The organism is Bradyrhizobium sp. KBS0727, assembly GCF_005937885.2.
GTDB lineage: Bacteria > Pseudomonadota > Alphaproteobacteria > Rhizobiales > Xanthobacteraceae > Bradyrhizobium.
In genome coordinates this window covers 3,115,458-3,141,258 of the sequence record NZ_CP042176.1, presented here as the reverse complement: position 1 = coordinate 3,141,258, position 25,801 = coordinate 3,115,458, and the positions used below count along the sequence as shown (strand labels likewise).

Annotated in this window: 24 protein-coding genes; 12 read left to right on the top strand and 12 right to left on the bottom strand. The window is 62.7% G+C overall.

Annotation, left to right across the window (positions count from 1 at the left end; genetic code table 11):
• Nucleotides 1-2: 2 nt before the first annotated feature.
• Entirely contained in the window at nt 3-3,236 is a 3,234-nt protein-coding gene (locus FFI89_RS14310; RefSeq protein WP_138837540.1) for an adenylate/guanylate cyclase domain-containing protein, read from the bottom strand.
• Nucleotides 3,237-4,305: 1,069 nt separating this feature from the next.
• Nucleotides 4,306-5,211 (bottom strand): LysR family transcriptional regulator, encoded by a 906-nt coding sequence (locus tag FFI89_RS14305; RefSeq protein ID WP_138837538.1) that lies wholly within the window; start codon nt 5,209-5,211, stop codon nt 4,306-4,308.
• Between the two features lie 123 nt (nt 5,212-5,334).
• On the opposite strand from FFI89_RS14305, the gene FFI89_RS14300 reads away from it, so the two are divergent.
• A complete protein-coding gene (locus FFI89_RS14300; protein ID WP_138837536.1) occupies nt 5,335-5,757 on the top strand; it encodes a DoxX family protein in 423 nt (140 codons plus the stop codon).
• Nucleotides 5,758-5,832: 75 nt separating this feature from the next.
• The gene (locus tag FFI89_RS14295; protein ID WP_246669459.1) at nt 5,833-6,675 is read left to right on the top strand and encodes an NmrA family NAD(P)-binding protein; all 843 of its coding nucleotides are present in this window, start codon (nt 5,833-5,835) and stop codon (nt 6,673-6,675) included.
• 196 nt (nt 6,676-6,871) lie between these two features.
• Here FFI89_RS14295 and FFI89_RS14290 read toward each other — a convergent pair whose 3' ends face one another.
• A complete protein-coding gene (locus tag FFI89_RS14290) occupies nt 6,872-7,768 on the bottom strand; it encodes a LysR family transcriptional regulator (protein WP_138837533.1) in 897 nt (298 codons plus the stop codon).
• 275 nt (nt 7,769-8,043) lie between these two features.
• On the opposite strand from FFI89_RS14290, the gene FFI89_RS14285 reads away from it, so the two are divergent.
• The 5 genes from FFI89_RS14285 (at nt 8,044) to FFI89_RS14265 (ending at nt 11,295) form a co-directional block, all read left to right on the top strand.
• A complete protein-coding gene (locus FFI89_RS14285) occupies nt 8,044-8,778 on the top strand; it encodes an SDR family NAD(P)-dependent oxidoreductase (RefSeq protein ID WP_138837530.1) in 735 nt (244 codons plus the stop codon).
• Between the two features lie 41 nt (nt 8,779-8,819).
• Nucleotides 8,820-9,419, top strand: a complete 600-nt coding sequence (locus FFI89_RS14280; protein WP_138837528.1) for an NADPH-dependent F420 reductase — start codon at nt 8,820-8,822, stop codon at nt 9,417-9,419.
• A 172-nt stretch (nt 9,420-9,591) separates the two neighbouring features.
• Nucleotides 9,592-9,792 (top strand): hypothetical protein, encoded by a 201-nt coding sequence (locus tag FFI89_RS14275; RefSeq protein ID WP_138837526.1) that lies wholly within the window; start codon nt 9,592-9,594, stop codon nt 9,790-9,792.
• A 35-nt stretch (nt 9,793-9,827) separates the two neighbouring features.
• Nucleotides 9,828-10,331, top strand: a complete 504-nt coding sequence (locus FFI89_RS14270; RefSeq protein WP_138837525.1) for an SRPBCC domain-containing protein — start codon at nt 9,828-9,830, stop codon at nt 10,329-10,331.
• 151 nt (nt 10,332-10,482) lie between these two features.
• The gene (locus FFI89_RS14265; protein WP_138837523.1) at nt 10,483-11,295 is read left to right on the top strand and encodes an SDR family NAD(P)-dependent oxidoreductase; all 813 of its coding nucleotides are present in this window, start codon (nt 10,483-10,485) and stop codon (nt 11,293-11,295) included.
• 258 nt (nt 11,296-11,553) lie between these two features.
• Here FFI89_RS14265 and guaA read toward each other — a convergent pair whose 3' ends face one another.
• Nucleotides 11,554-13,149 carry a glutamine-hydrolyzing GMP synthase gene (gene guaA, locus FFI89_RS14260; RefSeq protein ID WP_138837521.1) on the bottom strand — a complete coding sequence of 532 codons (1,596 nt, stop codon included), beginning with the start codon at nt 13,147-13,149 and terminating at the stop codon, nt 11,554-11,556.
• A gap of 138 nt (nt 13,150-13,287) precedes the next feature.
• Here guaA and FFI89_RS14255 point away from each other — a divergent pair, with 138 nt between their 5' ends.
• A complete protein-coding gene (locus FFI89_RS14255; RefSeq protein WP_138837519.1) occupies nt 13,288-13,665 on the top strand; it encodes a nuclear transport factor 2 family protein in 378 nt (125 codons plus the stop codon).
• 87 nt (nt 13,666-13,752) lie between these two features.
• On the opposite strand, the gene FFI89_RS14250 is transcribed toward FFI89_RS14255, so the two are convergent.
• Both FFI89_RS14250 and FFI89_RS14245 read right to left on the bottom strand, forming a co-directional pair.
• Nucleotides 13,753-15,060 carry an RsmB/NOP family class I SAM-dependent RNA methyltransferase gene (locus FFI89_RS14250; RefSeq protein ID WP_138837518.1) on the bottom strand — a complete coding sequence of 436 codons (1,308 nt, stop codon included), beginning with the start codon at nt 15,058-15,060 and terminating at the stop codon, nt 13,753-13,755.
• 14 nt (nt 15,061-15,074) lie between these two features.
• Complete coding sequence (locus FFI89_RS14245) at nt 15,075-15,497, bottom strand: MAPEG family protein (protein WP_074832126.1); 423 nt, start codon at nt 15,495-15,497, stop codon at nt 15,075-15,077.
• Nucleotides 15,498-15,725: 228 nt separating this feature from the next.
• On the opposite strand from FFI89_RS14245, the gene FFI89_RS14240 reads away from it, so the two are divergent.
• From FFI89_RS14240 to FFI89_RS14230, 3 genes are all read left to right on the top strand, one after another.
• Nucleotides 15,726-16,433: an acriflavin resistance protein gene (locus FFI89_RS14240; protein ID WP_246669458.1), complete on the top strand. Its 708-nt coding sequence runs from the start codon at nt 15,726-15,728 to the stop codon at nt 16,431-16,433.
• A gap of 91 nt (nt 16,434-16,524) precedes the next feature.
• Complete coding sequence (locus FFI89_RS14235; RefSeq protein WP_138837516.1) at nt 16,525-17,493, top strand: dienelactone hydrolase family protein; 969 nt, start codon at nt 16,525-16,527, stop codon at nt 17,491-17,493.
• Nucleotides 17,494-17,684: 191 nt separating this feature from the next.
• On the top strand, nt 17,685-18,524 hold the full coding sequence (locus FFI89_RS14230; RefSeq protein WP_138837514.1) for a metallophosphoesterase: 840 nt from the start codon (nt 17,685-17,687) through the stop codon (nt 18,522-18,524).
• 5 nt (nt 18,525-18,529) lie between these two features.
• On the opposite strand, the gene FFI89_RS14225 is transcribed toward FFI89_RS14230, so the two are convergent.
• The 6 genes from FFI89_RS14225 to FFI89_RS14200 all read right to left on the bottom strand — a co-directional run bounded on the left by FFI89_RS14225 (nt 18,530) and on the right by FFI89_RS14200 (nt 24,127).
• Nucleotides 18,530-19,741, bottom strand: a complete 1,212-nt coding sequence (locus tag FFI89_RS14225; protein WP_138837512.1) for an EAL domain-containing protein — start codon at nt 19,739-19,741, stop codon at nt 18,530-18,532.
• Nucleotides 19,738-20,094, bottom strand: coding sequence for a hypothetical protein (locus FFI89_RS14220; RefSeq protein WP_138837510.1), 357 nt, complete (start codon nt 20,092-20,094; stop codon nt 19,738-19,740). Before FFI89_RS14220 ends, FFI89_RS14225 begins: the two co-directional genes overlap by 4 nt.
• An 89-nt stretch (nt 20,095-20,183) precedes the next feature.
• Nucleotides 20,184-20,954: a glucose 1-dehydrogenase gene (locus FFI89_RS14215; RefSeq protein WP_138837508.1), complete on the bottom strand. Its 771-nt coding sequence runs from the start codon at nt 20,952-20,954 to the stop codon at nt 20,184-20,186.
• A gap of 30 nt (nt 20,955-20,984) precedes the next feature.
• Nucleotides 20,985-22,007, bottom strand: coding sequence for an NADP-dependent oxidoreductase (locus tag FFI89_RS14210; RefSeq protein ID WP_138837506.1), 1,023 nt, complete (start codon nt 22,005-22,007; stop codon nt 20,985-20,987).
• 184 nt (nt 22,008-22,191) lie between these two features.
• A complete protein-coding gene (gene guaB / locus FFI89_RS14205; protein ID WP_138837504.1) occupies nt 22,192-23,682 on the bottom strand; it encodes an IMP dehydrogenase in 1,491 nt (496 codons plus the stop codon).
• Between the two features lie 196 nt (nt 23,683-23,878).
• The gene (locus tag FFI89_RS14200) at nt 23,879-24,127 is read right to left on the bottom strand and encodes a hypothetical protein (protein ID WP_138837502.1); all 249 of its coding nucleotides are present in this window, start codon (nt 24,125-24,127) and stop codon (nt 23,879-23,881) included.
• Nucleotides 24,128-24,242: 115 nt separating this feature from the next.
• On the opposite strand from FFI89_RS14200, the gene FFI89_RS14195 reads away from it, so the two are divergent.
• Entirely contained in the window at nt 24,243-25,718 is a 1,476-nt protein-coding gene (locus FFI89_RS14195; RefSeq protein ID WP_138837500.1) for an MFS transporter, read from the top strand.
• Nucleotides 25,719-25,801 lie beyond the last annotated feature (83 nt).

Genomic DNA, 25,801 nt, shown 5'->3' with positions numbered 1-25,801 from the left:
CCCTATCTCGCGAACTCGGACAGGGACGCCTCCGCGCGACGCTCGAAAATGACCGTACCCTGGCGCTTAGCGATACCGGCAGCGGTTGCGAAGGCTGATTTTGCCTCAGGCTTGTTGCCTCGGTCGAGCGCCAGCAGGCACGCACCGCGCAGGCGATAGATTTCGGGCAGGTAGATGCCGATGCCGGCCTCGTCGATGCCTGCGATCGCGCGGTCGAGATGACCGAGCGCGTCCGCGGGCCGGCCCGCCGCAAGCAGAACTTCGGCCGCGAGGCCGAGATAATATTGTGGCAGCGGACCGGCGGCGGTGGCATTGGCGATCTCGGCATCGATCAGCCGCACGGCGTCCGCGGCGGCGGCGCCGGTTGCCGTCGCCCATCCGACCAGAATCAGGCTGCTGGCGCGCCATGGCGGCAGGCCGAACTTGTCGGCCAGCGCGGCCGCCCGGTGTGCCGCCGCGAAGGTTGCTTCGCGGTCTCCCCCGAGCTGATAGCCGATACCGACGTTGTGCAGCCCGTGCGCGAGACTGTTCGGGTGATCGAGTATTTCGGCCAGCGCAATGCCTTGCGTGAAATGCGACCTTGCCTGTTGTTCGTCGCCCGATAGCCGCCATGAGTTACCGCATTGGATATGGGCGCAGACGGCGGGATCGTGGCCACCAAAGGCGTGTGCGAGATGACGATGCTGCGTCATGTCGTAGAGCGCGATGACGTGCTGGCAGCCCTCCAGCGCGCCGCCGACGTCGCCGCGAAAATATGCCGTTGAAAACTGGCAATGATAGGCTTCGAGCAACAACTCGCGATCGCCTGACTGTTGCGCGAGCGACACCAGTTCGCCGGCGCGGTCGCGCGCCAGGGCCGTTTTGCGCCTTAGGTTGGCGTTGATCCAGAGGCCCCATTTGGCCTGGAAGGAAGCGGCGCCGTCGCCGATCTGTTCGCCGATCTCGCCAGCCTTGGTATAGGCTGCTTCGGCTTCGACACTTTGCAGGCCGTGGGCGACGACCGACGCCGCGCCGAGTTTGAGCCAGAACTCCAGTTGCCGGCGCAAGCCGTTTTGCGGCGGCATGGTTTCGGCGAGCTTGAGACCCGCCGTGAGATGCGCGATCGCCTCCACATAGGCCGAGCGGCTCACGGCCTGGTTGCCAGCGCGCATGCGGTAGTCGCAAGCGAGAGAGAGCTGCCCCGCTTCTCCGAAATGATAGGCCAGCAACTCCGGTTCCTTGGCGGCGACATCGCCAAAACGCTGCTCCAACGCAAGACCGACGCGCCCGTGCCATTCTCGGCGGCGGGTCAATAACAGGCTTTCATAGGCGGCGTCACGCACCAGCGCGTGCTTAAAGTTGAAGCTCCGCTCGAGGCCGCGCTCCTCGGGAAACACAATTCCCGCGGCAACCAGCTTTGCCAGCATGTCTTCCAGCTCGTCGTTGTCCTTGCCGGCCACCGCTTCCAGCAAGGCAAAGGTGAATTGCCGGCCGATCAGCGCGGCAATCTGGGCCACCTCGCGCGCGCCGCCGAGACGGTCGAGGCGGGCCATTAGCGAGTCCTTCAGCGTCGCCGGCACCGAATCCTCGCCCGCCGATTCCATCACGCTTCGGGTCAGCTCTTCGACAAAGAGCGGCACGCCATCGGTCCTGGCGATGATCGCGGCGATCGTGTCCGCCGCCAGTCCATGCGCGGCCGCGACGCTCGCGACCACCTGCATGCATTCGGAACGGCCGAGGCGTCCGAGCGCAATCAGCGTGGCGTGTGGCCTTGACAGCCAGGGCGGCGTAAAATCCGGTCGCGCCGACACCACGACAAGGAGCCGCGCGCCGTTGATGCTGTCGGCCAATCGCGTCATCATTTCGAGCGTGGTCGCATCGATCCAGTGTGCGTCTTCCAGCACGATCAGCATCGGATCGCTGTCGCTGGTCCGCGTCATGATCTCGAGGATCAGCGCGAGCGTCGCGGCCTTGCGCTGCGCCGGCGATGCGGCGGGAGCCGCCTCAGTCAGCGGGACCGACAACAGCTCGGCCAATAGCGGCAGCGCAGCCGGATTGTCGATGTGCCGTGCGCCAAGGAGGCCGCGGAGCTTCTCGGAGCGCACATCCGGTGGATCGGCAGGCGCAAAGCCGGCGGCGCGGTTGAGATACTGGATCACCGGGTAGAGCGCGCTGTCGCTGTGATAGGGAGAGCATTGCAGATTGATGCGCGCATGAGTTTCGGCTGCAAGCTCTTGCTGCAGCGCCTCGATCACGCGCGATTTGCCGATGCCGGCTTCGCCGGTCACAGTCAATATCTGGCCTTCGCCTTGCCGCGCGAGATGCCAGCGTTCGCGCATCAAGCCCATTTCATGGGCCCGGCCGATCAGCGGCAGGCCTCCGGCGCGGATTGCGGCAAAACGGCTTTCGACCGAGGCTTCGCCGCACACCCGCCAGGCCGGCATCGGGCGGGCAAAGCCCTTCAGCTCGTGCTCGCCGGTGTGAGCGAGCTCGAAAAGCCCGCCTAACAATTTTTGGGCCGATTCGCTGACGAGGATGCAATCCGCCCCGGCCAGCGCCTGTAGACGCGCGGCGAGGTTGGGGGTTTCACCGACGATGGTCCGCTCCTGCGCGGAGCCGGTGCCGATGATTTCGCCGACCACGACAAGGCCGGTGGCGATGCCGATTCGCGTCTGTACGCGGGTCCCGTCAGGCAATTCAATTGCGCTGACTTCAGACAGGATTCCAATCGCGGCGCGGACGGCGCGTTCCGCTGCATCCTCGAAGGCGCGGGGAAAACCGAAATAAGCCAACACGCCGTCACCCATGAACTTGGCGACGAAACCACCGTAACGCCCGATCGTACCGGCCACCGCGTCCTGGTATCGCCGGATCAGGCCGCCGAGCAGCTCCGGATCGAGCTTCGCCGACAGTGCCGTCGAGCCGACCATATCGGCGAACATTACAGTCACTTGCCGCCGTTCGGCATCACCAGAGCCGGATTTCTCTGCTGCAGACGGTTTTTCAGCCGATGGGAGCGATGCCGCTGAAGCAGATTTGTCGAGCGAGGAAGCCTTGTCGAAGGAGGAAATCGCCTGGGTATTGCGCGCCGCGATCGCCTTCAAAAGCCGGCGGCGATTGCCGAGCGACAGACCCAGTTGCTCGAGATCGTGGTCATCGAGGTCGGCTAGAATATCCAGGTCAATGTCGTTCGCCTCAAACGCATCGGCATATTGCTCCAGATGATTCTCGCGCAACCAATCGCGAAGCTCGCCCATGCAGTTGGTTCCCCCAGCTATCCTGAGAATCTAGATTGGCACATTGGCGCCCGGGCGCACAGTTCCTGCCGAGAACCCACGGCCGGGTCCGACTCGCCAGCCCCTCGCCGCGCGGCAAGCGCGGCTGATAGCCGGCGGCGGCGCGATGCCTCGCCAGATCGAGGTCAGGCCGTCTCCCGTCTGCCGAACTGGCCAAATCGTGATATCTTGTAACAGTTTTTGCCTTCTTTTGGGCACCAAAGAGGGGAACGGTCTCGGGCACGGCCTTTAGGAAGGATGCCAATTTTCCCACAATGGCTGGCGGTCGCCGCAGGGGGGGCTGCATGACGGATCGATCCCACGAAACCGCGCAGGATGCGGACCTCCGCAACCTCGTCCGCATCGTGTCAGCCTGCACCCTGGGGCTCTGGGCATTTGCGGCGGGTCTGCTGATTGGAACCTTTTTGTTTTCATAACGCGCCCATCTGGCCGGTTTTGAGAGTTGATCTCGGAAATCTTGACCATCAGATCTAGGCAATTCCCGTCCGCTCGTCTGAGATTATTTTTGCGGAAGATCAGCATTCCTCTTGAGGGCGACGTGGCCCGTCCAATAGCGAAAGCTGACCTCCCTGCCGTGCCAAAGCAGAGTTCACAAGATCGGCGAGGCCGCCGTCATTTGCATCTGGATGGACTTCCGAATGAAAGGCTGATCGCGCTGCAAATGCCCGAAACTATTGGAGCGGGTGAAGGGAATCGAACCCTCGTATTCAGCTTGGAAGTCAGAAAATCTTGAAACACTTTCAAAGGCCATTCTGACATTTTGCAGCTTTTTGATCCCTTAAGATCATTACAGAATTTCTCATTGTCAGAATGGTCGTGGGCTGCCTTTGGCATTGTTGTGAACGTCGTTTCTGTATCGAGTTGAGGTGATTGGAGCTGGTTTGCTTACACGTCGAGGTCGACCCACACGGCCGCATGCTCGGACCCAGCATCTCCCGATAACCGCATGATCGGGGAATCGGGCGACGATCCCTAAACAGACATAACTCAGAATGTTGATTTCGAGGACAGGAAGAAGCGGCTCGTGTCGCTATTCTAGGTAGGGCGCGAGCACATTTTCGATCCATTTCATGAATGCGCGGACTCGGCGCGACAGATTGCTTCGATGTGCTACGACGAGGGACACGGCGAGCGCCCGGCGACGAAAATCGGGTATGATCTCCACAAGCGCTCCACTCTCTAAGTATCGGCCAATCCCCAAGAGTGGCGCCTGAATCAGGCCAAGGCCGGCAAGGGCAGCGGCTTCGTAGGTCTGCGCGCTGTTGACGTGTAGCGCACCCGGCAACTGCAGCGTCGCGTAGCTGTCGCCGTCCGGATATTCCCATCCATAGGGTCTTGCGCCCAGCATCGTCGAAAAATGAATTGTCCGATGTTCCTGACGCTGGAGATCTTCCAGCGATCGAGGGACGCCGTAGCGCGCCAGATAGGCGGGACTGGCAGCGTTGACCATGCGCAACAGGCCAAGTGGGCGGGCAATCAGCGTCTCGTCCCCTATGGGTCCGAGCCGCAATACACAGTCGAACCCCTCTTGAACCAGATCGACTTGCCGATCCGTACTCGACACCTCCAACTCCAACTCGGGATGAGTCGCCATGAAATCCGGCAAGGCCGGCACGATCGTTGTGCGCGCCACCTCGGTCGGAAGATCGACCCGTAAACGCCCGCGAAGTGCCACGCGATCGCCTGCGAACATCGTGTGTAGGTCATCGACTTCAGCAAGCAGATCGCGGGCACGGGCATGAAATGCGCGTCCGTCCTCCGTCAACTGCACACTGCGCGTCGTCCGGTGCAGGAGCCTGACACCGACATCTTCTTCCAGCTTTCGGACCGCCGTTGAGGCCCTCCCCTTTTGGATGCCCAGGCTATCGGCCGCGCGGGTGAAGCTCCCCATTTCCGCTACCGTTATGAAAATGAGGATGGGTTCGAGATTCTGCATTTTCGTGCCTCGGTATTGTTCACCGTAGAGAGAACAGTGAGTTCATTTCCTCGGTGTTTATCATACCCAAGAGACACAGTAAGTAAGCTCCGAATATGGGATCCCCACATCGGAGAATGACAAGTGTCCGAAACTATGAACCTGCATCAGGTGTCTGAAACTATGACCTTGCATCGCGCTCTGTGGGCCGGCCGGATAATGAGCGCGTTTGTCGTTATCGCTCTGGTGACAGACGGCACTATTCAGCTTTTCGCGCCGGCACAGATCGCGAGCATGTTGCAGGAAACCGGGTTCGCGATGGACCTGACCCGTGTCGTGGGTCCGATCATACTCGCCTGCGCCATCCTTTACGCCATCCCGGCCACCGCCGTCCTCGGCGCGATCCTAGTGACGGGCTTCTTGGGAGGTGCCATCTGCGCCCATGTCCGCATTGGTGAGTTGGGGTCGCCGCCGGAAATCATTTCCCTGCTTCTGGGCGCGACGACATGGGGCGGCCTCTACGCGCGCGATCCCCGAATCCGGGCCATTCTGCCGCTCATCCGTTGAACCAACAAGGACAGTGCTCAGTCCCTCAAGATCAGGAGAAAACGCATGTTTTTAGTAATGGGAATCACGGGAAAAGTGGGCGGCGCAACCGCAGAACATCTGTTGGCGCACGGCAAGGAAGTACGCGCGCTAGTCCGCAATCGCAAGAAGGCGTCAAGCTGGGCGAACCGGGGCGTGGAACTGGTTGACGGTGATTGGAATGATTCGGCAGCCATCGAGCGGGCGCTCAAAGGCGTCGAAGGCGCGTTTGTCATGTTGCCGGCTGTCTGGGCCCCCTCGCCCGATTACAGAGAAGCCAAGGGCGTGATTGCGAACTATGTCGAGGCGCTCACCAAGGCAGCGCCGCCGCGGGTGGTAGCGCTTTCGTCGATGGGTGCGAACAGGACCAACGGGCTTGGGATGATCACGGCCTTGTCGCTTCTGGAGCAAGGTTTTCGCGACCTGATATCGCCAATCGCATTTGTGCGCGCAGGTGGATTCTTCGAAAACTTCCTCTACGGCTTGCAGGTCGCCCAGGGCGGAACGCTACCGGTCTACTACAATCCGACAAACCGGAAATCGACCATGGTCGCGACCAACGACATCGGCGCGGAGGTCGCAACCCTTTTGACCGGGCCAGCATGGTCAGGGCAGCGCGCCGTCGAGCTTGGTTCGATGGTCACCGCGGATGAAGTCGCGGAGCAATTGGGTGAAGTCCTGAATCTCGACGTCAAAGCCTTTGCAGTCCCGCGTGCAGGGTGGGCGAGAGCGTTCGAGCAATTCGGCATCCCGGAGGGCCACACCGGACCTGCCGAAGAAATGTTCGACGCCGTGAATGCAGGATGGATGGACCTCGGAGTCGAGGGTACGGAGCACGTAGCGGGTACGACGTCCGCACGCGACGTCTTTGCGGCGGCCCAGAAGGCCGTGACGGCGTGAACGGCGACGTTCACACACGGCTGATCGCAACGAGAGCTGGGCGCTTCAAGAATCGCGCCTAGCGTTCCCGCGTTCGCCCCGGCTGCGCAATCCCGACCAGCTGCGCCGGGGCGAGCGCTACCGCTCCTGCCAGCCGTAACATGGGGGTCGGCTTCCGACCGGATTACGGCAAGCGTCGCCGGCGACCTGCCGGGCATCAGTCGCGCGATATGGACAGCCCCGCGAGAAGCGGAGCGTACGCGGCGAGCCTGCGGGATACGAACTCCGTGAAGAGCCGCACGCGCTTCGTCTTGCGTGTCTCCCCCTGTGTGAGAAGCCAGAGCGTTCCGTACATGTGCAGGTCGGTGCCCGGCACCCTCACCAGCAGGGGGTCGGCATCTCCGACGAAGCACGGCAGTGTCGTCATCCCGATCCCTTGCCGTACTGCAACAATCTGCGCCTCGGCGTCTGTGGTCCTGAACGGACCCCCCGCGGTGCGAACCTCACCCTCGCTGGCCCAATCCGGAATTCCATGAATGCTTATGACGATCCACCGGATGGGATCAGGCGCGCCCGCACGCCATGCGGCTAGTCGATCGCGGGATATGTAGACGCCTCCGAACAGCTCCGGTCCCTTCAGGCCGTGAAGATTGAGCGGCAGGGTTTTGCGGTCGTAGACGACGCGAATCGCGACGTCGGCCTCTCGGTTGGTCAGATTTGCCAGCTCGCCGGACGACAAGATTTCCATCTCGATGTCCGGATACAGACGCGCGAAATCGGAGAAGTCCGGCATGAGCAGGTGTGTCGCGAGGGGCGGCGCCAATGTCACCCGCAAGAGCCCGCGTACGCCCTGGTCGCGCCCGAAGACGCGCGTCTCCAGCAGATGTGACGACGCTTCCATCTGATCCGCGAACTCGAGGACCTCCTCGCCCGCAGCCGTCAGGCGGTAACCAGAAGGCAGCTTTTCGAACATTTGGACCCCGAGGCGTTCCTCAAGCTGGGCTATGCGTCGCAGCACGGTCGCGTGGTTCACACCGAGGCGCTCGGCGGCAGCGCGCACCGAGCCTCCACGCGCGACGGCAAGAAAGTACCGAACGTCATCCCAGTCGATCATGGTGCAATCCCGCACCGCGCGGTGCGCCTTCCAAAGCCGGTGTCTAGCACATCGAATAGCAGTACGGGCGCAGATCATAGCCTACGCCAACGGGCAAGGCTCAATTCCGAACGGCGGACGCCGATCGTCGCGGCTGGCGTCAGCCGTCGATCCGGATCGATTTCGCACCACCGATGTGCGCGTTTCCGCACTCAACGCACGACTCCGGCGGACCTATGTGGAGGTTCTCGGGGGCCTTCCCCGAACGACCAAAGACGGAGTCTGGAAAGGAAGTTATGGGAAAGCTTGACGGTAAGGTTGCAGTCATTACAGGCGGATCGAGCGGCATGGCACTAGCGAGCGCCAGGCGGTTCGTCGAAGAAGGCGCGTATGTTTTCATCACAGGCCGGAGGCAGGAGACGCTGGACGAAGCCATCAAGCTGATTGGCCGGAACGTGATCGGCGTGCGCGGCGACGCGGCCAATCTCGACGACCTCGACCGTCTGTTCGACACGGTCAAACGGCAAAAGGGCAAAATCGACATCCTGTTCGCGAGCGCCGGCACGGGCGAAGCCGTGCCACTCGGCGAGATTACCGAGCAGCATTTCGATGCGACGTTCGGCCTGAACACGCGCGGCACGCTGTTCACGGTGCAAAAGGCGCTGCCGCTGTTCAACGATGGCGGATCAATCTTCATGACCGGATCAGTCGCTTCGCTGAAGGGTTTTCCCGGTTACAGCGTGTATGCGGCGAGCAAGGCGGCGTTGCACGCGTTCGCACGCGGGTGGCTTAACGAGCTGAAGGGTAGGAATATCAGGGTGAACGTGCTGCACCCGGGGCCGATCGCCACACCGATGCAGGACCAAGTTCTCACCGAAGAGGCGAAGCGGATGTTCGAATCCCTGATCCCGCGGGGAACGATGGGGCGTCCTGAGGAAATCGCGACGGCTGCGCTGTTTCTTGCTTCAGACGATTCCAGCTTCGTGAATGGGCTGGAGTTGTCTGTCGATGGCGGCTTCTCGGCCATCTGAAGGGCCGGGGAATCAATATCAACACGGATCGGAGAAGTATTATGAGCTATGCGATTGTAGGATTCGGTAAGATAGGCCAGGCCCTCGCCCACGCCTTCGCCCGTAAAAACATCGACGTGGCCGTCGCAAGCCGCCGGCCGCCCGAGGCGTTGGCGCCGCAGGCGCGGGCGATTGGACCCACGGTCGTCGCCAAGTCGCTGCGGGATGCACTCGAGGCCGACACAATCATCTTGGCGGTCCCGTTCGGGGAGCATCCCGAGGTTGCCAAGACCCTGCCGAACTGGAAAGGCAAGACGGTCATCGACGCGATGAACCTGTTTCCAGTCCCTGAAGAGCTGGACGGTCTCCCGGCCTCCGCCGTCGTCGCGAAAGCGTTCACCGGCGCCAAGCTCGTGAAAGGGTTCAATCACCTGATTGCGGCCACCCTGGCTAGCGATCCGGTCGTCGAGGGCGGCCACCGGGTCGTCTTTCTGTCGAGTGACGACGAGGACGCGATCGCTCCCATCGCGGCCTTGGCGAAACAACTCGGCTTCGCACCCGTCAAGCTGGGAAAGCTCAACGAGGGTGGCGTGCTTGTCCACGCGCGCGGCCGCGTTTGGGGCCAGCTCATCTTCCAGGATTTGTTCAAGAAGGAGCAGTAATCGATCTACGACCGTGTGATCGACGCCGAGAACTGGTCGCGCGCACTAACGTCTTCGAGCAGCGCGCGACCCGATATCTGAAGGCCACAAAGTCGCGAAGGTCGGGGTGGGCATGACAGCGGATGGGCGCCGTTCGAAGAGCGGGAGACGTCCGACAGAGCGGCAGATCTGCGTGTCGCCTAGAATCGTCCTAGCTGAAGATCCGGCCATCACGGGCGGACGACAGGTCGTATTCCGGCCGAGCGATGACGAGAGCACGACTGCCACGGTCGCCGCCCTGGTCGAGCGGCTCGGCTGCGCGCCGGTTAGCCTCGGCAAGATCGCGGAAGGCGGCCAGCTCGTGCTGGCGCGGGACAAGAGTTGGGCACATTGATCTTCCAGGACCTGTTCAAAAAGGACAAATGAACCATGTACGACCATGTAATCTGGCCGGAGCGGTATGACCCCAGAACGTCGGCCATCTATGCGCTGAACGACATCGACATTAAGGCGCCGCCTGAAGTGGTCTGGAAGCTGCTCGTCGATGCCGAGAATTGGCTGAGCTACTTTCCTGCCGAAGATCAGGTCAAGATCCTGACAGGTGAGGCGGAACTGGCGCTCGGAACCAGGTACAGTCGAGTCACTGTCGGATTCCCGATGAGCCTTATCGTGACCGAGTTCGAGCCCTTGCGCCGGCTCGCTTGGGCGACGACGGTTGACGGCGATGAGACCGGCTCGAGCGCATATCACGGCTGGGTTATCACGCCGACCAGCGATGGCTGCCATGTCCTGACCGAGGAGACGCAACAGGGAGCCTGGTTTCTGGACTTGCTCGGGCACAAGCATCCCGGCGCGCTCTACCACTATCACCAGGAGTGGGTCGAAAGCCTCGCCCGCGCAGCGGAGGCTGAAGTAGCAAAGAAAGCGAGCTGACGCCCTGTCCTGGCGCTGTCCACGCTTCAACGCTTCCCAACGCTTGCCTTCGTCCGAATGCTGCCGGTGCTCGACGGGTAACAATCTGCGCTTCCAGCCTGGATCAGTGGATCGATCGCCTTGTTCACCTATAATTTGGAGATGAAATAACATGAAGATCGAACTCAAGGGCCGCAAGGCGATCGTTACGGGGTCAACGGCAGGCATCGGACGTGCTACCGCGGAGGGACTGGCCCGTGCCGGCGCATCGGTCGTCATCAACGGCCGTGGAGGAGCCCGGGTAGACGAGGCGGTGCGGCAGATGCGGCAAACCTTTCCCGAGAGCGACATCTCGGGCATCGCCGCCGATCTTGCGACAGCGGAGGGTGCCGAGGCCTTGATCGCGCAGGCGCCGGACGCCGATATCCTTGTGAACAACGTGGGCACGGCTCACATCCGGGGCTACAGTGGCGTCGAGGACATCGCGAAGATCCCCGACGAGGACTGGCTTGGCCTCTTCCAGTTGAACGTAATGAGTGGGGTGCGCGTGACCCGTCATTACCTACCGCGGATGGTGGCGAAAGGCTGGGGCCGCGTCGTGTTTGTAAGTAGCGAGTCCGCAGTCAACATCCCCAAGGAAATGCTTGACTACGGGATGACCAAGACAGCTCAACTCGCGGTCTCGCGCGGGCTTGCCGAGGCGGTCGCAGGCACAGGCGTCACCGTCAACGCCGTCCTGCCGGGACCTACCCGCTCTGAGATCCTGGGCGACTTCATGGCGAAGCAGGCTGACGCAAACGGGATCCCGCAGGAGGAAGCCGAGCAGGGCTTCCTGAAGGCGATGCGTCCGACCACCCTCATCCAACGCTTCGCGACCACCGATGAGGTGGCCAACATGATCGTCTACGCATGCTCGGAGCAGGCTTCGGCAACAACCGGCGCGGCTCTGCGGGTGGATGGCGGCGTGGTCCGTTTCGTCGCGTAGCAGGACGACCAAGTTGTTCCGTTCGCCGACCCAGGTCCGCTGTCGGCCAAGCTGCAGCGCGCGACCGGATATTTGAAGGCCACAAAGTCGCGAAGGTTGGGGTGGGCCTGACGGCGTATGGGCGCCGTTCGAAGAGCGGGAAGACGTCCGACAGAGCGGCAGATCTGCAGGTCGACTAGAATCTATCGACTGCTATCGATGGCCTAGGATTCGCTCGAGTGTCCTCTGCTATCCGACACTACTCCACGGTACTTCCCCTCACTCCCACTCGATCGTCCCCGGCGGCTTGCTAGTCACGTCATACACCACCCGATTCACGCCCTTGACCTCGTTGATGATCCGCGTCGCGGTCTCGCCCAAAAACTTCGTGTCGAAGGCGTAGAAATCCGCAGTCATGCCGTCGGTCGAGGTCACCGCGCGGAGGCCGACGACGTATTCGTAGGTGCGGCCGTCGCCCATCACGCCGACGGTTTTCACCGGCAGCAGCACGGCAAAGGCCTGCCAGATCTGGTCGTAGAGGCCGGCTTTTCGAATTTGATCGATATAGACGGCGTCGGCGTTGCGGAGGATGTCGAGCTTTTCCTGCGTGATGTCGCCGGGGCAGCGGATGGCGAGGCCGGGGCCCGGGAACGGATGGCGGCCGACGAAGATTTCCGGCAGGCCGAGTTCGCGGCCCAGCACGCGGACTTCGTCCTTGAACAGTTCGCGCAACGGTTCGACCAGCTTCATGTTCATGCGATCAGGAAGGCCGCCGACATTGTGGTGCGACTTGATCGTCACCGACGGGCCGCCGGTGAAGGAGACGCTTTCGATCACGTCGGGGTAGAGCGTGCCCTGCGCCAGAAAGTCGGCGCCGCCGATCTTCTTCGCTTCGGCGTCGAACACGTCGATGAACAGACGCCCGATGGTCTTGCGCTTGATTTCGGGGTCGGTGACCCCCGCGAGTTCGCCCAAAAATTGCTTCGAGGCGTCCACATGCACCAAGGGAATGTTGTAGTGGTGCCGGAACAGGTCAACGACGGTCTTGGCTTCGTCGAGCCGCAGCATGCCGTGATCGACGAACACGCAGGTGAGCTGGTCGCCGATCGCTTCGTGGATCAGCACCGCGGCGACAGCGGAATCGACGCCACCGGAAAGGCCGCAGATCACCCTGCCCTTGCCCACCTGGGCGCGGATCTTTTCGATCGCTTCCTCGCGGAACGCGCGCATGGTCCAGTCGCCGGTGAGGCCGGCGACCTTGCGGACGAAGTTGCGGATCAGCTTGGCGCCATCCGGCGTGTGCACCACTTCGGGGTGGAACATCAGGCCGTAATATCTGCGCTTCTCGTCCTGGATCACCGCGAACGGCGCGTTCGGCGAAACGCCGGCGACCGTGAAGCCCGGCGGCATCCTGGTGATGCGGTCGCCATGGCTCATCCAGACCGGATGCTTTTCACCGACGGCCCAGGTGGACTCGAACAGGTTGCTCGGCGCCTTGACCTCGACATCGGCGCGGCCGAATTCGCGATGATGCCCGCCCTGAACCTCGCCGCCAAGCTGGGCCGCCATCGTCATCTGGCCGTAGCAGATGCCGAGCACGGGCACGCTGGAATCGAAGATCGCCTGCGGCGCGCGCGGCGAGCCTTCCTCGTGCACCGATTCAGGTCCGCCGGAGAGGATCACGGCTTTCGGCTTCATTTCCTTGAAGGCGGCGTCGGCCTTCTGGAACGGCACGATCTCTGAATAGACGCCCTCCTCGCGCACCCGGCGCGCGATCAGTTGCGTCACCTGACTGCCGAAATCGACGATCAGAATCTTGTCATGCGCCGAGGCCAGGGTTGGCGTCGACTCGCGGGCGGGCTTGGCTGCTGTCATGGACAGGAATTACGCGACGGGGCCGCCCCTCGCAACTGCGGCAAACGGGCGGCCCACATTCTTCTGCGGGGTATGGACAGATGGAATTAGGTAAGTATTATTGACCTAATTTGTCCCAGAGGCAGAATGGAGGAAACCATGCCGTCGTCGCACCATGAACCCGCCCACCTCGCCGCGCTCGGGCGGGACTGGATCGCCGCCTGGAACTCGCACGACCTGGAGCGCGTGCTGGCGCTGTACGCCGAAGATACCGAAATGACCTCGGACCGGATTCCGGCCCTTGGCTTCGATGCGTCAGGCACGGTGCGCGGCAAGCCGACCTTGCGCGCCTACTGGAGCAAGGCGCTCTCGATGATTCCGAACCTGCATTTCGAGCTGATCGACACCTATGTGAGCCCCGACAGCGTCGTGGTGTTTTACCAGAACGAACGGGGGAAGAAGATCTGCGAGTATTTGCGGGTGGATAGGGAGGGGAAGATCAAGCAGGGTTCGGCGAACCATTTGGCGCATGCTTGAGCTGTCATTCCGGGGCGATGCGAAGCATCGAACCCGGAATCTCGAGATTCCGGGTCTGGTGCTAGCGCACCATCCCGGAATGACGGCCTAACTTAGGGCTTGCTTCCTCAACACACTCACAAAAAACCCGTCCGTGCCCGTCCGCCGCGGCGTCATCAGCCAGCCCTCCGCGAATTCCAGCGCGGCGTTGGCGAAGTCTTCGGCCTTGTCCCACAAAACCGACGCCGTCTGCTGCGGCGGCACCACCGAAAATTCCGGATGCCGCGCGATGAACGCTTTGATCTGGTCGCCGTTTTCGGCCGGGAGTACCGAGCAGGTGACATAGGCGATCCGGCCGCCCGGTTTCACCAGCGCCGCGGCGCGGTCGAGCACTTCGGCCTGGTCCTTCAGCCGCACTTCCAGCGCGCCGGGGCGCATGCGCCATTTGGCGTCGGGGTTGCGGCGCCAGGTACCCGTGCCGGTACAGGGCGCGTCGATCAGCACCAGATCGGCGGAGGCCCTGATGTCGGCGAGCGGATCGGCGTCGCCCTTCGGCGCGCGCACATCCGCATTATGAATGCCGGCGCGCGACAGCCGCTCGTAGATCGGCGCGAGCTGGCGCTTGTCGTGGTCGGTCGCGATCAGGCGGCCCTTGCCCTGCATCATGGCCGCGAGCGCAAGAGTCTTGCCGCCGGCGCCGGCGCAGAGATCGATCACCTGCTCGCCGGGTTTTGCGCCGGAAAGCAAAGCGGCCAATTGCGAACCCTCGTCCTGCACTTCGATCGCGCCTTTAATAAAGTCCTCCTCGGCATGGATGCCGGGGTTGCGGGCGTCGGCGCCGAGCTCGATGCGCAGGCCGATCGGCGACCACGGCGTCGGCTCGGTTCCGAGATGCGAAAGCCGCGGCAACACCTTGTCGCGGCTGGACTTCAGCGTGTTGACACGGAGGTCGAGCGGCGCCCGGCTCGCCATCGCGGTGGCTTCGGCCACGCGATCGTCGCCGAACACTTTGGCCAGATGCGGATCCAGCCATTCCGGATAGTCGCCGGCAATGTGCGGCGGCGCCTCATCGAGCGTGCGCGAAGTCAGCGCGGCGCGCTCGGTCGCGCTCAGCGGCGCCGGCGCAAAGCGCTCGCCATGGCAGAGATTTGAGATCGCATCCGCATCCATGCCACGCTCGAGCTTGAGCATGCCGAGCACGCGGGCGCGCGGGGTGTCGGCGTCCATGATCCAGGCGCTCGAGGCGCGACGTCGCAGCACGTCCCAGATCAGGCCGGCGATCGCGGCGCGGTCGCCGGATCCCGCGAAACGATGCGCGGTGCCCCACTCCTTCAGCGCTTTCGCCGCGGGAACGCGCTGGGTGTCGATGGTCTCGATCAGTTCGATGGCTGCGGACAGCCGGGCGGCGGGGGTCATTCAGGACTTTACTTTCAGATTAGCAGCAGGATTCGCAGCGCGAAGTAGATCCACATCGCCAACAGCACCAGCACGCCGGAAAACCACACCAGTCCGCGCTGCCGCACATTGTTCGTGGTCACGAAGATCCCGGCATGGATGAACCGCAGCACCACGAACACCCAGGACATCAGTACGATGAACAGGTCGGCATGGCGCAGCGGCAGCGCCAGCGCGATCAGGATGTAGAACAGCACCGGTATTTCGAACTGGTTGGAGAAGCAATCGCCGATTTGCGCCGTGCGGGTCGGCCATTTCGCCTGGCCGAGCGCGACGTCCTTGAGGCTGGTTTCCCGGCCCTTCAGCGCTTGGCCGCGGGCCGTCGCCATCCACAGCAGCAGGAAGAAAGCGAGCCCGACCAGCACGAAGACCGGCAGCAAAACCCATTGAACCGACATGAAAACCTCCCCTCACGACCGCGCCAGCCCAAGCTCATAGCGGTCGGGCGCCCCCCTGACAAATAAGCCTTGTCGTCGAAGCCCTTTGTTTTGACGCGTTCTCTTTACGCGAACCGGTCCCTACTTCGCTCGAAAACGCTCTGGATGAACCACAATCCCGGCTCAAGTGACCAATTGTCGAGAATTTCACGCAAACCGGCCCTGAGGCGCCCCTCGCGAGATGGCACGATGAACATCACCTCCCCGATCCTGGCCAGTGCTGGCCGTGTCGCCGAACTGCCCGGCGACTCCGTGGCCTCGTGGTTGAAAATCGTAGGCAACGGAACCGGCCTGTTCGACGACAGCCCGGACGGCGGGCTTGGCATGATCATGTCGGCGCTGGCCGGCGTCGCCGCGGCGCTGGCAGTCGCTATTCTGCTGTCGATCTATTTCCGCAGCGGCTACCGCAGCCGCCGCGATCTCATCAAGCACGGCCTCGCCGCCTCCGCCGTGCTGGTGCTGGTCGCCTTCGTGATCTCGGACATGCGGCACGCGGCGCTGGCCTATCTCGGCATCAATCCGGCAAAACCCGCGGTCGAGTTCGAAATCCGGCTGCCAAAGGCCGCGCTCTCGGCGGTCGCCGACACCCAGGTCGAATTGCTCACCGACCGGAATATGAAACTGGCGCAGGTGGAAGATACGCTGGCCCCGACAGCGGACGGCCGCAGCATTCTGAAGGGAACGATGATGCTCGACTACCGCACCACCGCGCGAATCGTGGTGCTCAACCTGCCCGGCGAGGGCCAACGCCAGTTCAAGCTGCGTCTGCCGGCAAGCCCGTCGCATTCCGACCAATACGGACCGTGGCATCTCGCCGACGGCATCGTGCCCGCCAAGGGCGACACCGACACGCCGGAAACCCACGACGCCTTCGCGATCCGCTATCGCGTGCGCTAGCGCGAGTCTGGACGCCGAACGCCGCCCGTAGCAGATTATCCCTGACATCAATGGCCGCGGGCAAGCGGCTGCCATCACGGGGGATAACGCCTTGCGGTTTCGCGATCAGGACATCGTCTTTACACATGGCGTCAAGGGACAGACGATCGACATTCCCTCAGCCAATCCCCTCAACTACTTCGATGTCGTTAGCAACGCCGCCGGCCTGCCCAGACTGACGATCGACGGCAAGCTGTTCCTGCCGTCCACGGACAAACGCCGGCGCGACGGGAAATTTCCGCTGGTCATGGTGGTGCCGGGCAGCCTCGGCGTCGCTCCATCGCATCTCGCCCATGCCGAGACGCTGACGGATGACGGCTTTGCAGCGTTCGTGCTGGATAGTTTCGGCGCACGCGATGTGACCTCGACGGTCGCCAACCAGACCCAGTTTTCGTTCGCATCCAGCGCCTACGACGTGCTGGCGACGTGGAAGGTTCTGGCAAGCCATCCGCAGATCGATGCAACGCGCATCGGCGCACAGGGTCACAGCCGGGGCGGATCCGCCGTCATGACGGCCGCCGCGCGCGGCTTTGCCGATGCGGTGCTGGGCGAAAGTGCCGGGCTAAAGGCCGTGCTCGCCGCCTATCCCTGGAGCGGCCACCAGTTTCTCGATCCCGGCGTCGGCCAAACCGAAATCCGGGTCGTGATGGGCGACGCCGACGAATGGTGTTCGCCCATGCAGGTGCAGGGCCATTGCCAGGCGATCCGTCTTGCCGGCGGTAAGGTCGCGATGCGGCTGATCGGCGGCGCGCAGCACAGTTTTGACCGCGGCACGGAGATCGTGAATGTCGCGGAAGCCTCCGTCTCTCCGGCCGCGCCGACGGTGTACCTCGATCATCATGGCGCCTTCATCCATCCGCTCCGGGATGTCGCCGACAGCAAGCTGACCGATCGCGACCTGATGGTCTACGCGCTGAAGGCGGGTTACGGCCGCAAGGGTGCCAAGATCGGCAGCCACGACAGCGAGAGCGAATTGTTCCGGGCGGACATGCTGGCGTTCTGGCAGCGAGCGCTGGGTTGAGCGAATGCGCGCGGCCCAAACGGCGGTCATCATCCGCGAACGCGGATGATCCAGAATTGAAAGTACATCCACACCTGATCGAGAATTCCCCGCGTACCGGATGCCCCGCTTTCGCTTGGCATGACGATGATGGATAGTGTCACCATTTCGGCGTTTGTCAGACGGTATGATGGGAGCAAAAGGAATATTGCATGCGCGAGTTTCGCATCACCCAGATTTCCGATACCCACCTCGCCCGCCGCCTGCACAAACTGACCGATAATTTCCATCGCGTCAGCGAACACATCGACGCGACGCGACCGGACCTCGTCATCAACAGCGGCGATCTCGCTTTCGACGCCCCGACCAGCCGCAGCGATCTCGAATTCGCGAAGTCGCTGCATGCGGCGTTGCCGGTGCCCTGCCGCTGTTTGCCCGGTAATCACGACCTCGGCGACAACCCGACTGCGATCGGCCCGGTGCCGACGCCGCCGGCCACCGAACAACTGCGGCAAAACTATATTTCCGTGATCGGCGAGGACCGCTGGCGCTTCGACGAGGCCGGCTGGTGTTTTATCGGTCTGAACTCGCTGATCATGAATACCGGGATCGAGAGCGAGGCCGAGCAATTCGACTGGCTTGCCGGGCAGCTCGCAAACGTGAATGGCAGACCGGTGGCGCTGTTCATACACAAGCCGCTGTTTCTGAACAGGCCTGACGATCCCGAGCTTGAGTCATCGGCGATCCGCTACGTGCCACAGCCCCGGCGCAAGGAATTGATCGAGATGTTCGGCAAGGTCGACCTGCGGCTGATCGCGTCGGGCCACGTCCACCAGCGCCGCGACTTTACGTTTGGCCATACCCGCCACATCTGGGCGCCGTCGACCGGCTTCATCCTTCCCGACCGGATTCAGGAAGTGATCGGTATCAAGGAAACCGGTCTGGTCGAGTATCGGTTTGCGCCCGACAGTTTCGAGGTCCGCCACGTCAGGGCGCCCGGCCAGATCGATGTCGGGCTCGACGAGTTGCTCGGCAAGGCGTCGAAGAGCTGAAGGCGCTAGTTTGGCGTTATCAGCGAAGAGCCCTTGAGGGCCGCCCGCGCGAATTTCCTGGCGCTCAACGGCTTGCCGAACAGAAAACCCTGGACCTGGTCAAAACCCATATCGTGGACTGTGCGGAAATCAGCCCGGCTTTCGACACCCTTCGCGACAGTCCGCACGCCACGGCTGGCGGCGAGATCTAGGATACCACGACAGACGATTTGTTTCAGCCGATCTTCCGCGCAGCCGTCAATGAATTGCCTGTTAACCTTGAGTTCAATGAAAGGGAAGATATCGAACGCCGCCAGCTCCGGCCACTCGGCGCCAACGTCGTCAATCGAGATTGCGATGTTTCGAAACCTCAGTCGTTGAGCAATTTCAAGCACCAGGTCGCGATGACGCAAAACCTCTTCGCAGCTGATTTCGATGAGCAATCCACCGAACGCCGGATGCTTCGGCATTTTCAGGCACATCTCTGCGACCGCCGACTGATCCCTGAGAAAGGCGACCGGCAAGTTGATCGAGATTCCGATCGGGCCTTGCTGCCCGAGGAAATAGTGCCAATCCTCCAGCGCGCGGGTGATCACCAGTTCCGAAAATCCGCGGAAGCTCGGATCCCTGCTATCGGGGATGAAATGCGCGGGCGAAACGATCCCCCAGGCGGGATGACGCATGCGGACAAGCGCCTCGGCGCCGCATGGAGCGAGCGAACGCGCGTCGATCTTGTGTTGATACCACAATTCGAACCAGTCCAGCTTTAGCGCTTCGGCTACGTCGACGACCGGGCGGGGTCTTGCTTCCTGCGGGAGAAACATGGCGAGGCTGTCGCGCAGCGCTTCGGCGCTGAAGGGTGTCGGCAGCGTCGGCAGCATCGCGATGCCCAGCTCATTGCCAAGTTGTCGCACCGCGGCCAGAAGGATCGAGTCCCGGGGGCCGATGGAAAGCACCCACCCGCCGAACTCGTTTTCCGCAAGAGTCCACAAAATCTTGTCGATCTGGATGCCGTCACCGGACATTCCGAGAACGATAATATCCGGTGCGGTCTCCAGTACGGCAGTCAGCTCAGCGGGATTCGCGCATTCGCTGGAAATGAAGCCCAGTTCCTCGAGAATCTCGATGAGAAAAATACGATTATGATTCTTTCCATCGACGACCACAACGCGAGGCGCGATTTTACGTTGCCCAAATATGGGACGCTTGGTTGCTGGTTCCGAAGGCTGAGTGTTCATGCGCGACGTTGAGGGTCCGGGCGGTGGTTGTCCTGATCGAGGTATTTTAGTTTGGTCGGTTGGCGCAGCAATAAGCCTGACGCCGTCTTTCCGTTTAAAGATTTGTCGATGCCGAAGTGCAACATCGATCGCCAACAATATGCCGCTGCATCCCGATAATCGCCGGCATGACGCGCATGTTCATGATCGTCTTTATCCCGGAGTATCGAAGCTGATGCTCTCTCCCTTTTTGGTACAGCAACAGGCCAACCTCGCGGCGGCAAACAGCCGCGACCTCCCTGCAATAAGGCATCGGGCGTCATCGGATCGGAAGTGAGGCTTTGATCGGGCGTTTTTGCGTCGAAAGCCGTCATCGATGAGCGCGCAGAGGCTCACGCCTTGCCCGGGCCGACCCGCACCAGTTGCTTGCCTAAGTTCGCGCGCTTCAACAGGGATCGCGGCCTCAGGCGGCGCAATATCCGCCGTCGATCACATGCGCGGCACCGGTCATGAACGAGGCCTTGTCGGAACACATCCAGGCCACCGCCTCCGCGATTTCGCCGGGAACGCCCATGCGCCGCATCGGCACCTTGGCCAGGATTTCATCGCCGCGCTCGGCCACGGTCTCCCTGGTCATCGGCGTAGTGATATAGCCGGGATTGACACAGTTCACGCGGATGCCGTCCTGGGCATATTCGATCGCCGCACTCTTGGTCAGTCCGACCACGCCGTGCTTGGCCGCGACGTAGTGCGACGAAGTGGCGAGGCCGATCAGGCCGGCGATCGAGGCGGTGTTGACGATCGCGCCGCCGCTGCCTTGCGACAGCATCTGGGCGATTTCGTGCTTGAGGCAGAGGAACACGCCGGTCAGGTTGACGGCGACCATGCCGTCAAACGCGTCCTGACTGAGCTCGTGGATACGCTGGCCCGCCGGACCGACGGCGCGCGGCGCGATGCCGGCATTGTTGAAGGCACAATCGATCCGCCCGAAGGCCGCGACCGTGCGCGCCACCATCGCGGCGACATCCGCTTCGCGCGTGACGTCGCCGCCGATCGCAATCGCCTGCCCGCCGGCAGCGTTGATCAGCGCCACCGTCGCTGCGGCATCCGCCTCGGCGCGGTCGGCGACCGCGACAACGGCGCCTTCGCGCGCCATCACCACTGCGGTGGCTTGGCCAATTCCCGACGCGCCGCCGGTCACGAGCGCTACCTTGCCTGCAAGAATGCCTGACATGCGTCATCTTCTCCGAGATGTTGTCGCCGCTTACGCCTTGTCAGGCCCGACCCGGACCAGCTGCTTGCCGAAATTGGCGCCCTTCAACAGGCCCATGAACGCCGCGGGCGCGCTGTCGAGCCCTTCGGTCACGAACTCCTTGTGCTTGACCTTGCCTTCGCGAACCCAACCCGACATGTCGCGCAGGAAGTCGGCGTGGCGCGCGGCAAAATCAGAGACGATGAAGCCGCGGATGGTGAGGCGCTTGACCAAGACCGTGCGCATCATCGCGCCGGCCCATTTCGGACTGGTTTCGCCGAAGTGATTGTATTCAGAGATCAGGCCGCAGACCGGAATGCGCGCGAACGCATTCAGTAACGGGAAAACCGCCTCGAACACTGCGCCGCCGACATTCTCGAAATAGACGTCGATGCCTTTCGGGCAGGCCTCTTTCAGTTTCGCCGCGAGATGGGGATCGCGGTGGTCGAGGCAATCGTCGAAGCCGAGCTCCTTCTTCACATAGTCGCACTTTTCCTTGCCGCCGGCGATCCCGACCGCCCGCGCGCCCTTGATCCGCGCGATCTGGCCGACCGCCGAACCGACCGCGCCGGAGGCGGCAGCTACGACGACGGTCTCACCGGGCTTCGGTTGACCGATATCGAGCAGGCCGGTGTACGCCGTCATGCCGGGCATGCCGAGCACGCCGACCGCGGTCGAGATCGGCGCGATCTTCGGATCGATCTTGGTCAGTCCCTTGCCGTCTGAGATCGCATGCGTCTGCCAGCCGGCGCGCGACAGCACGATATCGCCCTTGGCAAAGCCCGGATTGTTGGACGCGATCACCTCGGCGACGGTGCCGCCTTCCATCACGCCGCCGATCGGCACCGGCGTCGCATAGGACGGGCCATCGCTCATGCGTCCGCGCATATAGGGATCGAGCGACAGCCAGATGGTGCGCAGCAGAACTTCACCGGCGCCAGGCGTCGGCACGGCGTGATCCTCGAGCCGGAAATCGGATGGCTTCGGCTCGCCATTGGGGCGAGCGGCGAGAACGATGCGTTTGCCTTGGGACATGGTTGTTTCCTCTGGTTTTTGCTTGTTATTGTTTTGTCATCGCGAGCGCCGCGAAGCAACGGCGTAATCAGGCGCCGTCATTCCGGGGCGCGAAGCGAACCCGGAATCTCGAGATTCCCCGGGGTGCAATTGCACCCCTGAGGTCTGGTGCTAACGCACCGTCCCGGAATGACAGAGCAAAAGCTTACACCCCGCCCGGATAGTTCGGGCTTTCGCGGGTAATCGTCACGTCGTGGACGTGGCTTTCGCGCAGGCCGGCGCCGGTGATGCGGACGAACTGCGCCTTCTCGTGGAATTCGGCGAGGTTGCGCGCGCCGACATAGCCCATCGCTGCGCGAAGGCCGCCGGCGAGCTGGTGCATGACGTTGCCGACCGGGCCCTTGTACGGCACCTGGCCCTCGATGCCTTCGGGCACCAGCTTCAGCGTGTCCTTGATGTCCTGCTGGAAGTAGCGGTCGGCCGAACCGCGCGCCATTGCGCCGACCGAGCCCATGCCGCGATAGGCCTTGTAGGAACGGCCCTGCCACAGGAACACTTCGCCCGGCGTCTCGTCGGTGCCGGCGAGCAGCGAACCGACCATCGCGATGTCGGCGCCGGCGGCGAGCGCCTTGGCGAGATCGCCCGAATATTTGATGCCGCCGTCGGCGATCACTGATACGTCGGCTTTCTTGGCGGCTTCCACTGCATCCATGATCGCGGTGAGCTGCGGCACGCCGACGCCGGCGACGATGCGCGTGGTGCAGATCGAGCCCGGGCCGATGCCGACCTTGATCGCGTCCGCGCCCGCATCGATCAGCGCCTGTGCGCCTTCCTTGGTGGCGATATTGCCGGCAATCACCTGTACGGCGTTGGAAAGCCGCTTGATGCGGTTGACCGCTTCCAGCACGCGCGAGGAATGGCCGTGTGCGGTGTCCACCACAATGAGATCGACGCCGGCATCGATCAGCTTTTCGGTGCGCTCAAAGCCGCCCTCGCCGACCGTGGTGGCGGCGGCGACGCGGAGCCGCCCCTGCGAGTCCTTGCAGGCCAGGGGATGCGCGACGGCCTTTTCCATGTCCTTGACGGTGATCAGGCCGACGCAGCGATACTGGTCGTCGACCACGAGCAGTTTTTCGATGCGGTGCTTGTGCAGCATCCGCTTGGCCTCGTCCTGGCTGACGCCTTCGCGCACGGTGACGAGATTTTCGTGCGTCATCAGTTCGGAAATTTTTTGCCGCGGATCGGTCGCAAACCGCACGTCGCGGTTGGTCAGGATGCCGACCAGCTTGCCCGGCACGCCTTTGGATCCGCCGGTCACCACCGGAATGCCGGAAAAGCCGTGGTCGTTCATCAGCGCCAGCGCATCCGACAGCATCGCATCGGGAGCGATGGTCAGCGGATTGACCACCATGCCGGACTCGAACTTTTTCACCTGGCGAACCTGGGCGGCCTGTCCGTCGACATCGAAATTGCGGTGGATGACGCCGACGCCGCCGGCCTGCGCCATCGCGATCGCCATGCGCGCTTCAGTGACGGTGTCCATCGCGGATGCGATGATGGGTATGTTGAGGGGAATCGCGCGGGTCACGTGGGAGCGGATATCGGCCTCCGAGGGCAGGATATCCGAGAGACCGGGCTTCAGAAGCACATCGTCGAACGTGAAGGCTTCGCGGATAGCCTGAAGTCCCTGCGCCATTGCCAACTCCTTTCGGCGGCCTTCCGCCGCGATATTATTTGGGATGAACGCCGCCTTCGGCGATGCTACCGGCATCGCCGTCGAATCGAAGCCCATCAGTGGGGTTGACGGTGGTCGATAGCATGGCATTTCGCCGAATCAAAGCGTTTGCCAGCTATGCACAGGCTTTTCGCGAAAACCTCAGCCAGCGAAGGGTTTAGCGCTGATACCCCGGCGGCGGCCCGTGCTGACGGATGGCTTCCACCACCTCCCGGTGCCGGCGGTCTTCCCGCCTCATGTGAACGGCGATCAGCGCGTGCGCCGACGGCACCAGCAGCAGGACGTGGAAAATCAGGCCGAAAAGCAGGCAAAACACGATCAGAAACACGTTGAAAATCGCCGAAAACGGCTGCCCGTTCAGGAGCAGGCCGACGGGCGGCAACAAGACGGCGAGGACATAGATCATGGCACGATCTCCGGCGGCGGCATCGCACAGGATCTAGGTGGTATGCCCGGTTCCGCAATAGCTTGCGTGACACGGGGATGATACAGCGCCTCACCCGCCTCTTTTGCGAATCCCGATGGATAAACAACGCCTGATCCCGCTGATCGTCGCCACTGCCCTGTTCATGGAGAACATGGACTCGACGGTGATTGCGACCTCGCTCCCGGCGATCGCGGCGGATATCGGCACCAGTCCGCTGACGCTCAAGCTCGCGATCACCTCCTATTTGCTGTCGCTCGCCGTGTTCATTCCGGCCAGCGGCTGGACCGCCGACCGGTTCGGCGCGCGCATGGTGTTTTCGATCGCCATCGCGGTGTTCATGGTGGGGTCGATCGGCTGCGCGCTGTCGCAATCCGTCACCCATTTCGTGATCGCACGTATCCTGCAGGGCATGGGCGGCGCGATGATGACGCCGGTCGGGCGGCTGGTGCTGCTGCGGACGATCGACAAGAGCAAGCTGGTCAGTGCGATGACCTGGGTGACGACGCCGGCGCTGATCGGGCCGGTGATCGGGCCGCCGCTCGGCGGCTTCATCACCACCTATTTTTCCTGGCACTGGATCTTCCTGATCAACATCCCGATCGGATTGCTCGGCATCTTCCTGGCGCTGAAATACATCGACCCGATCAAGAGCGAGGATCCGGAGCGTTTCGATCTCTACGGGCTGGTGCTGGCCGGTGTTGGCCTCGCGGGCATCGCCTTCGGCCTCTCGGTCGCCGGCCTCAACCTGCTGCCCTGGCCGATCATTGTGGGCCTGATCGCGGTCGGCTCGATTTCGATGACGCTGTACGTCATGCATGCGCGGCGAACCGGATCGCCGGTGCTGGATTTTGCGCTGCTGCGGCTGTCGACGATGCGGGCCGCCATCATCGGCGGTTTTCTGTTCCGGCTCGGCATCGGCGCGCTGCCGTTCCTGCTGCCGCTCCTGATGCAGGTCGGCTTCGGCCTGTCGCCGTTCCGCTCCGGTCTCGTGACGTTCTCGTCGGCAGTGGGCGCCATGGGCATGAAGACGCTGGCCCCACGCATCATCCGCACCTTCGGCTTCCGCAACATGATGGCGGTCAACGCCGTCATCAGCGCGGTCTTTCTCGCGGCCTGCGCCTTGTTCACGGTGACGACGCCCTTGATGCTGATCTTCATCATCCTGGTGGTCGGCGGCTTCTTCCGCTCACTGGAATTCACCGCGATCAACACCGTTGCCTATGCCGAGGTCGAGCCGGCGCAAATGAGCCGCGCGACGACGCTGGTCAGCGTCAACCAGCAATTGGCGGTTTCCGCCGGTGTCGCCGTCGGCGCGTTTTCGGTGGAATCCACCATGCTGTACCACCACGTCACCGAACTCGACGCCAACATGTTCGGCCCCGCCTTCCTGGTGGTCGCGTTCATCTCGGCGGTCGCGGGCTATTTCTTCTGGCAGATGCCCGACGATGCCGGCCACGAGCTTTCGGGCCGCCAGGCGCTCGAGATTTCCAGCCGCAAGGGCGCAGCCAACGCCGCAACGAAGGCGGCGAGCGAAGAAACCCAGAACGCGCGCGATCAGCGGCTGGGGTAAAAGTTTCGGCGGTATGGCGCGACGCGGTCGATCAAATCGTGCTGACGTATCGCCCGATTCAGGCTAAAGCATCGAAGCGGTCA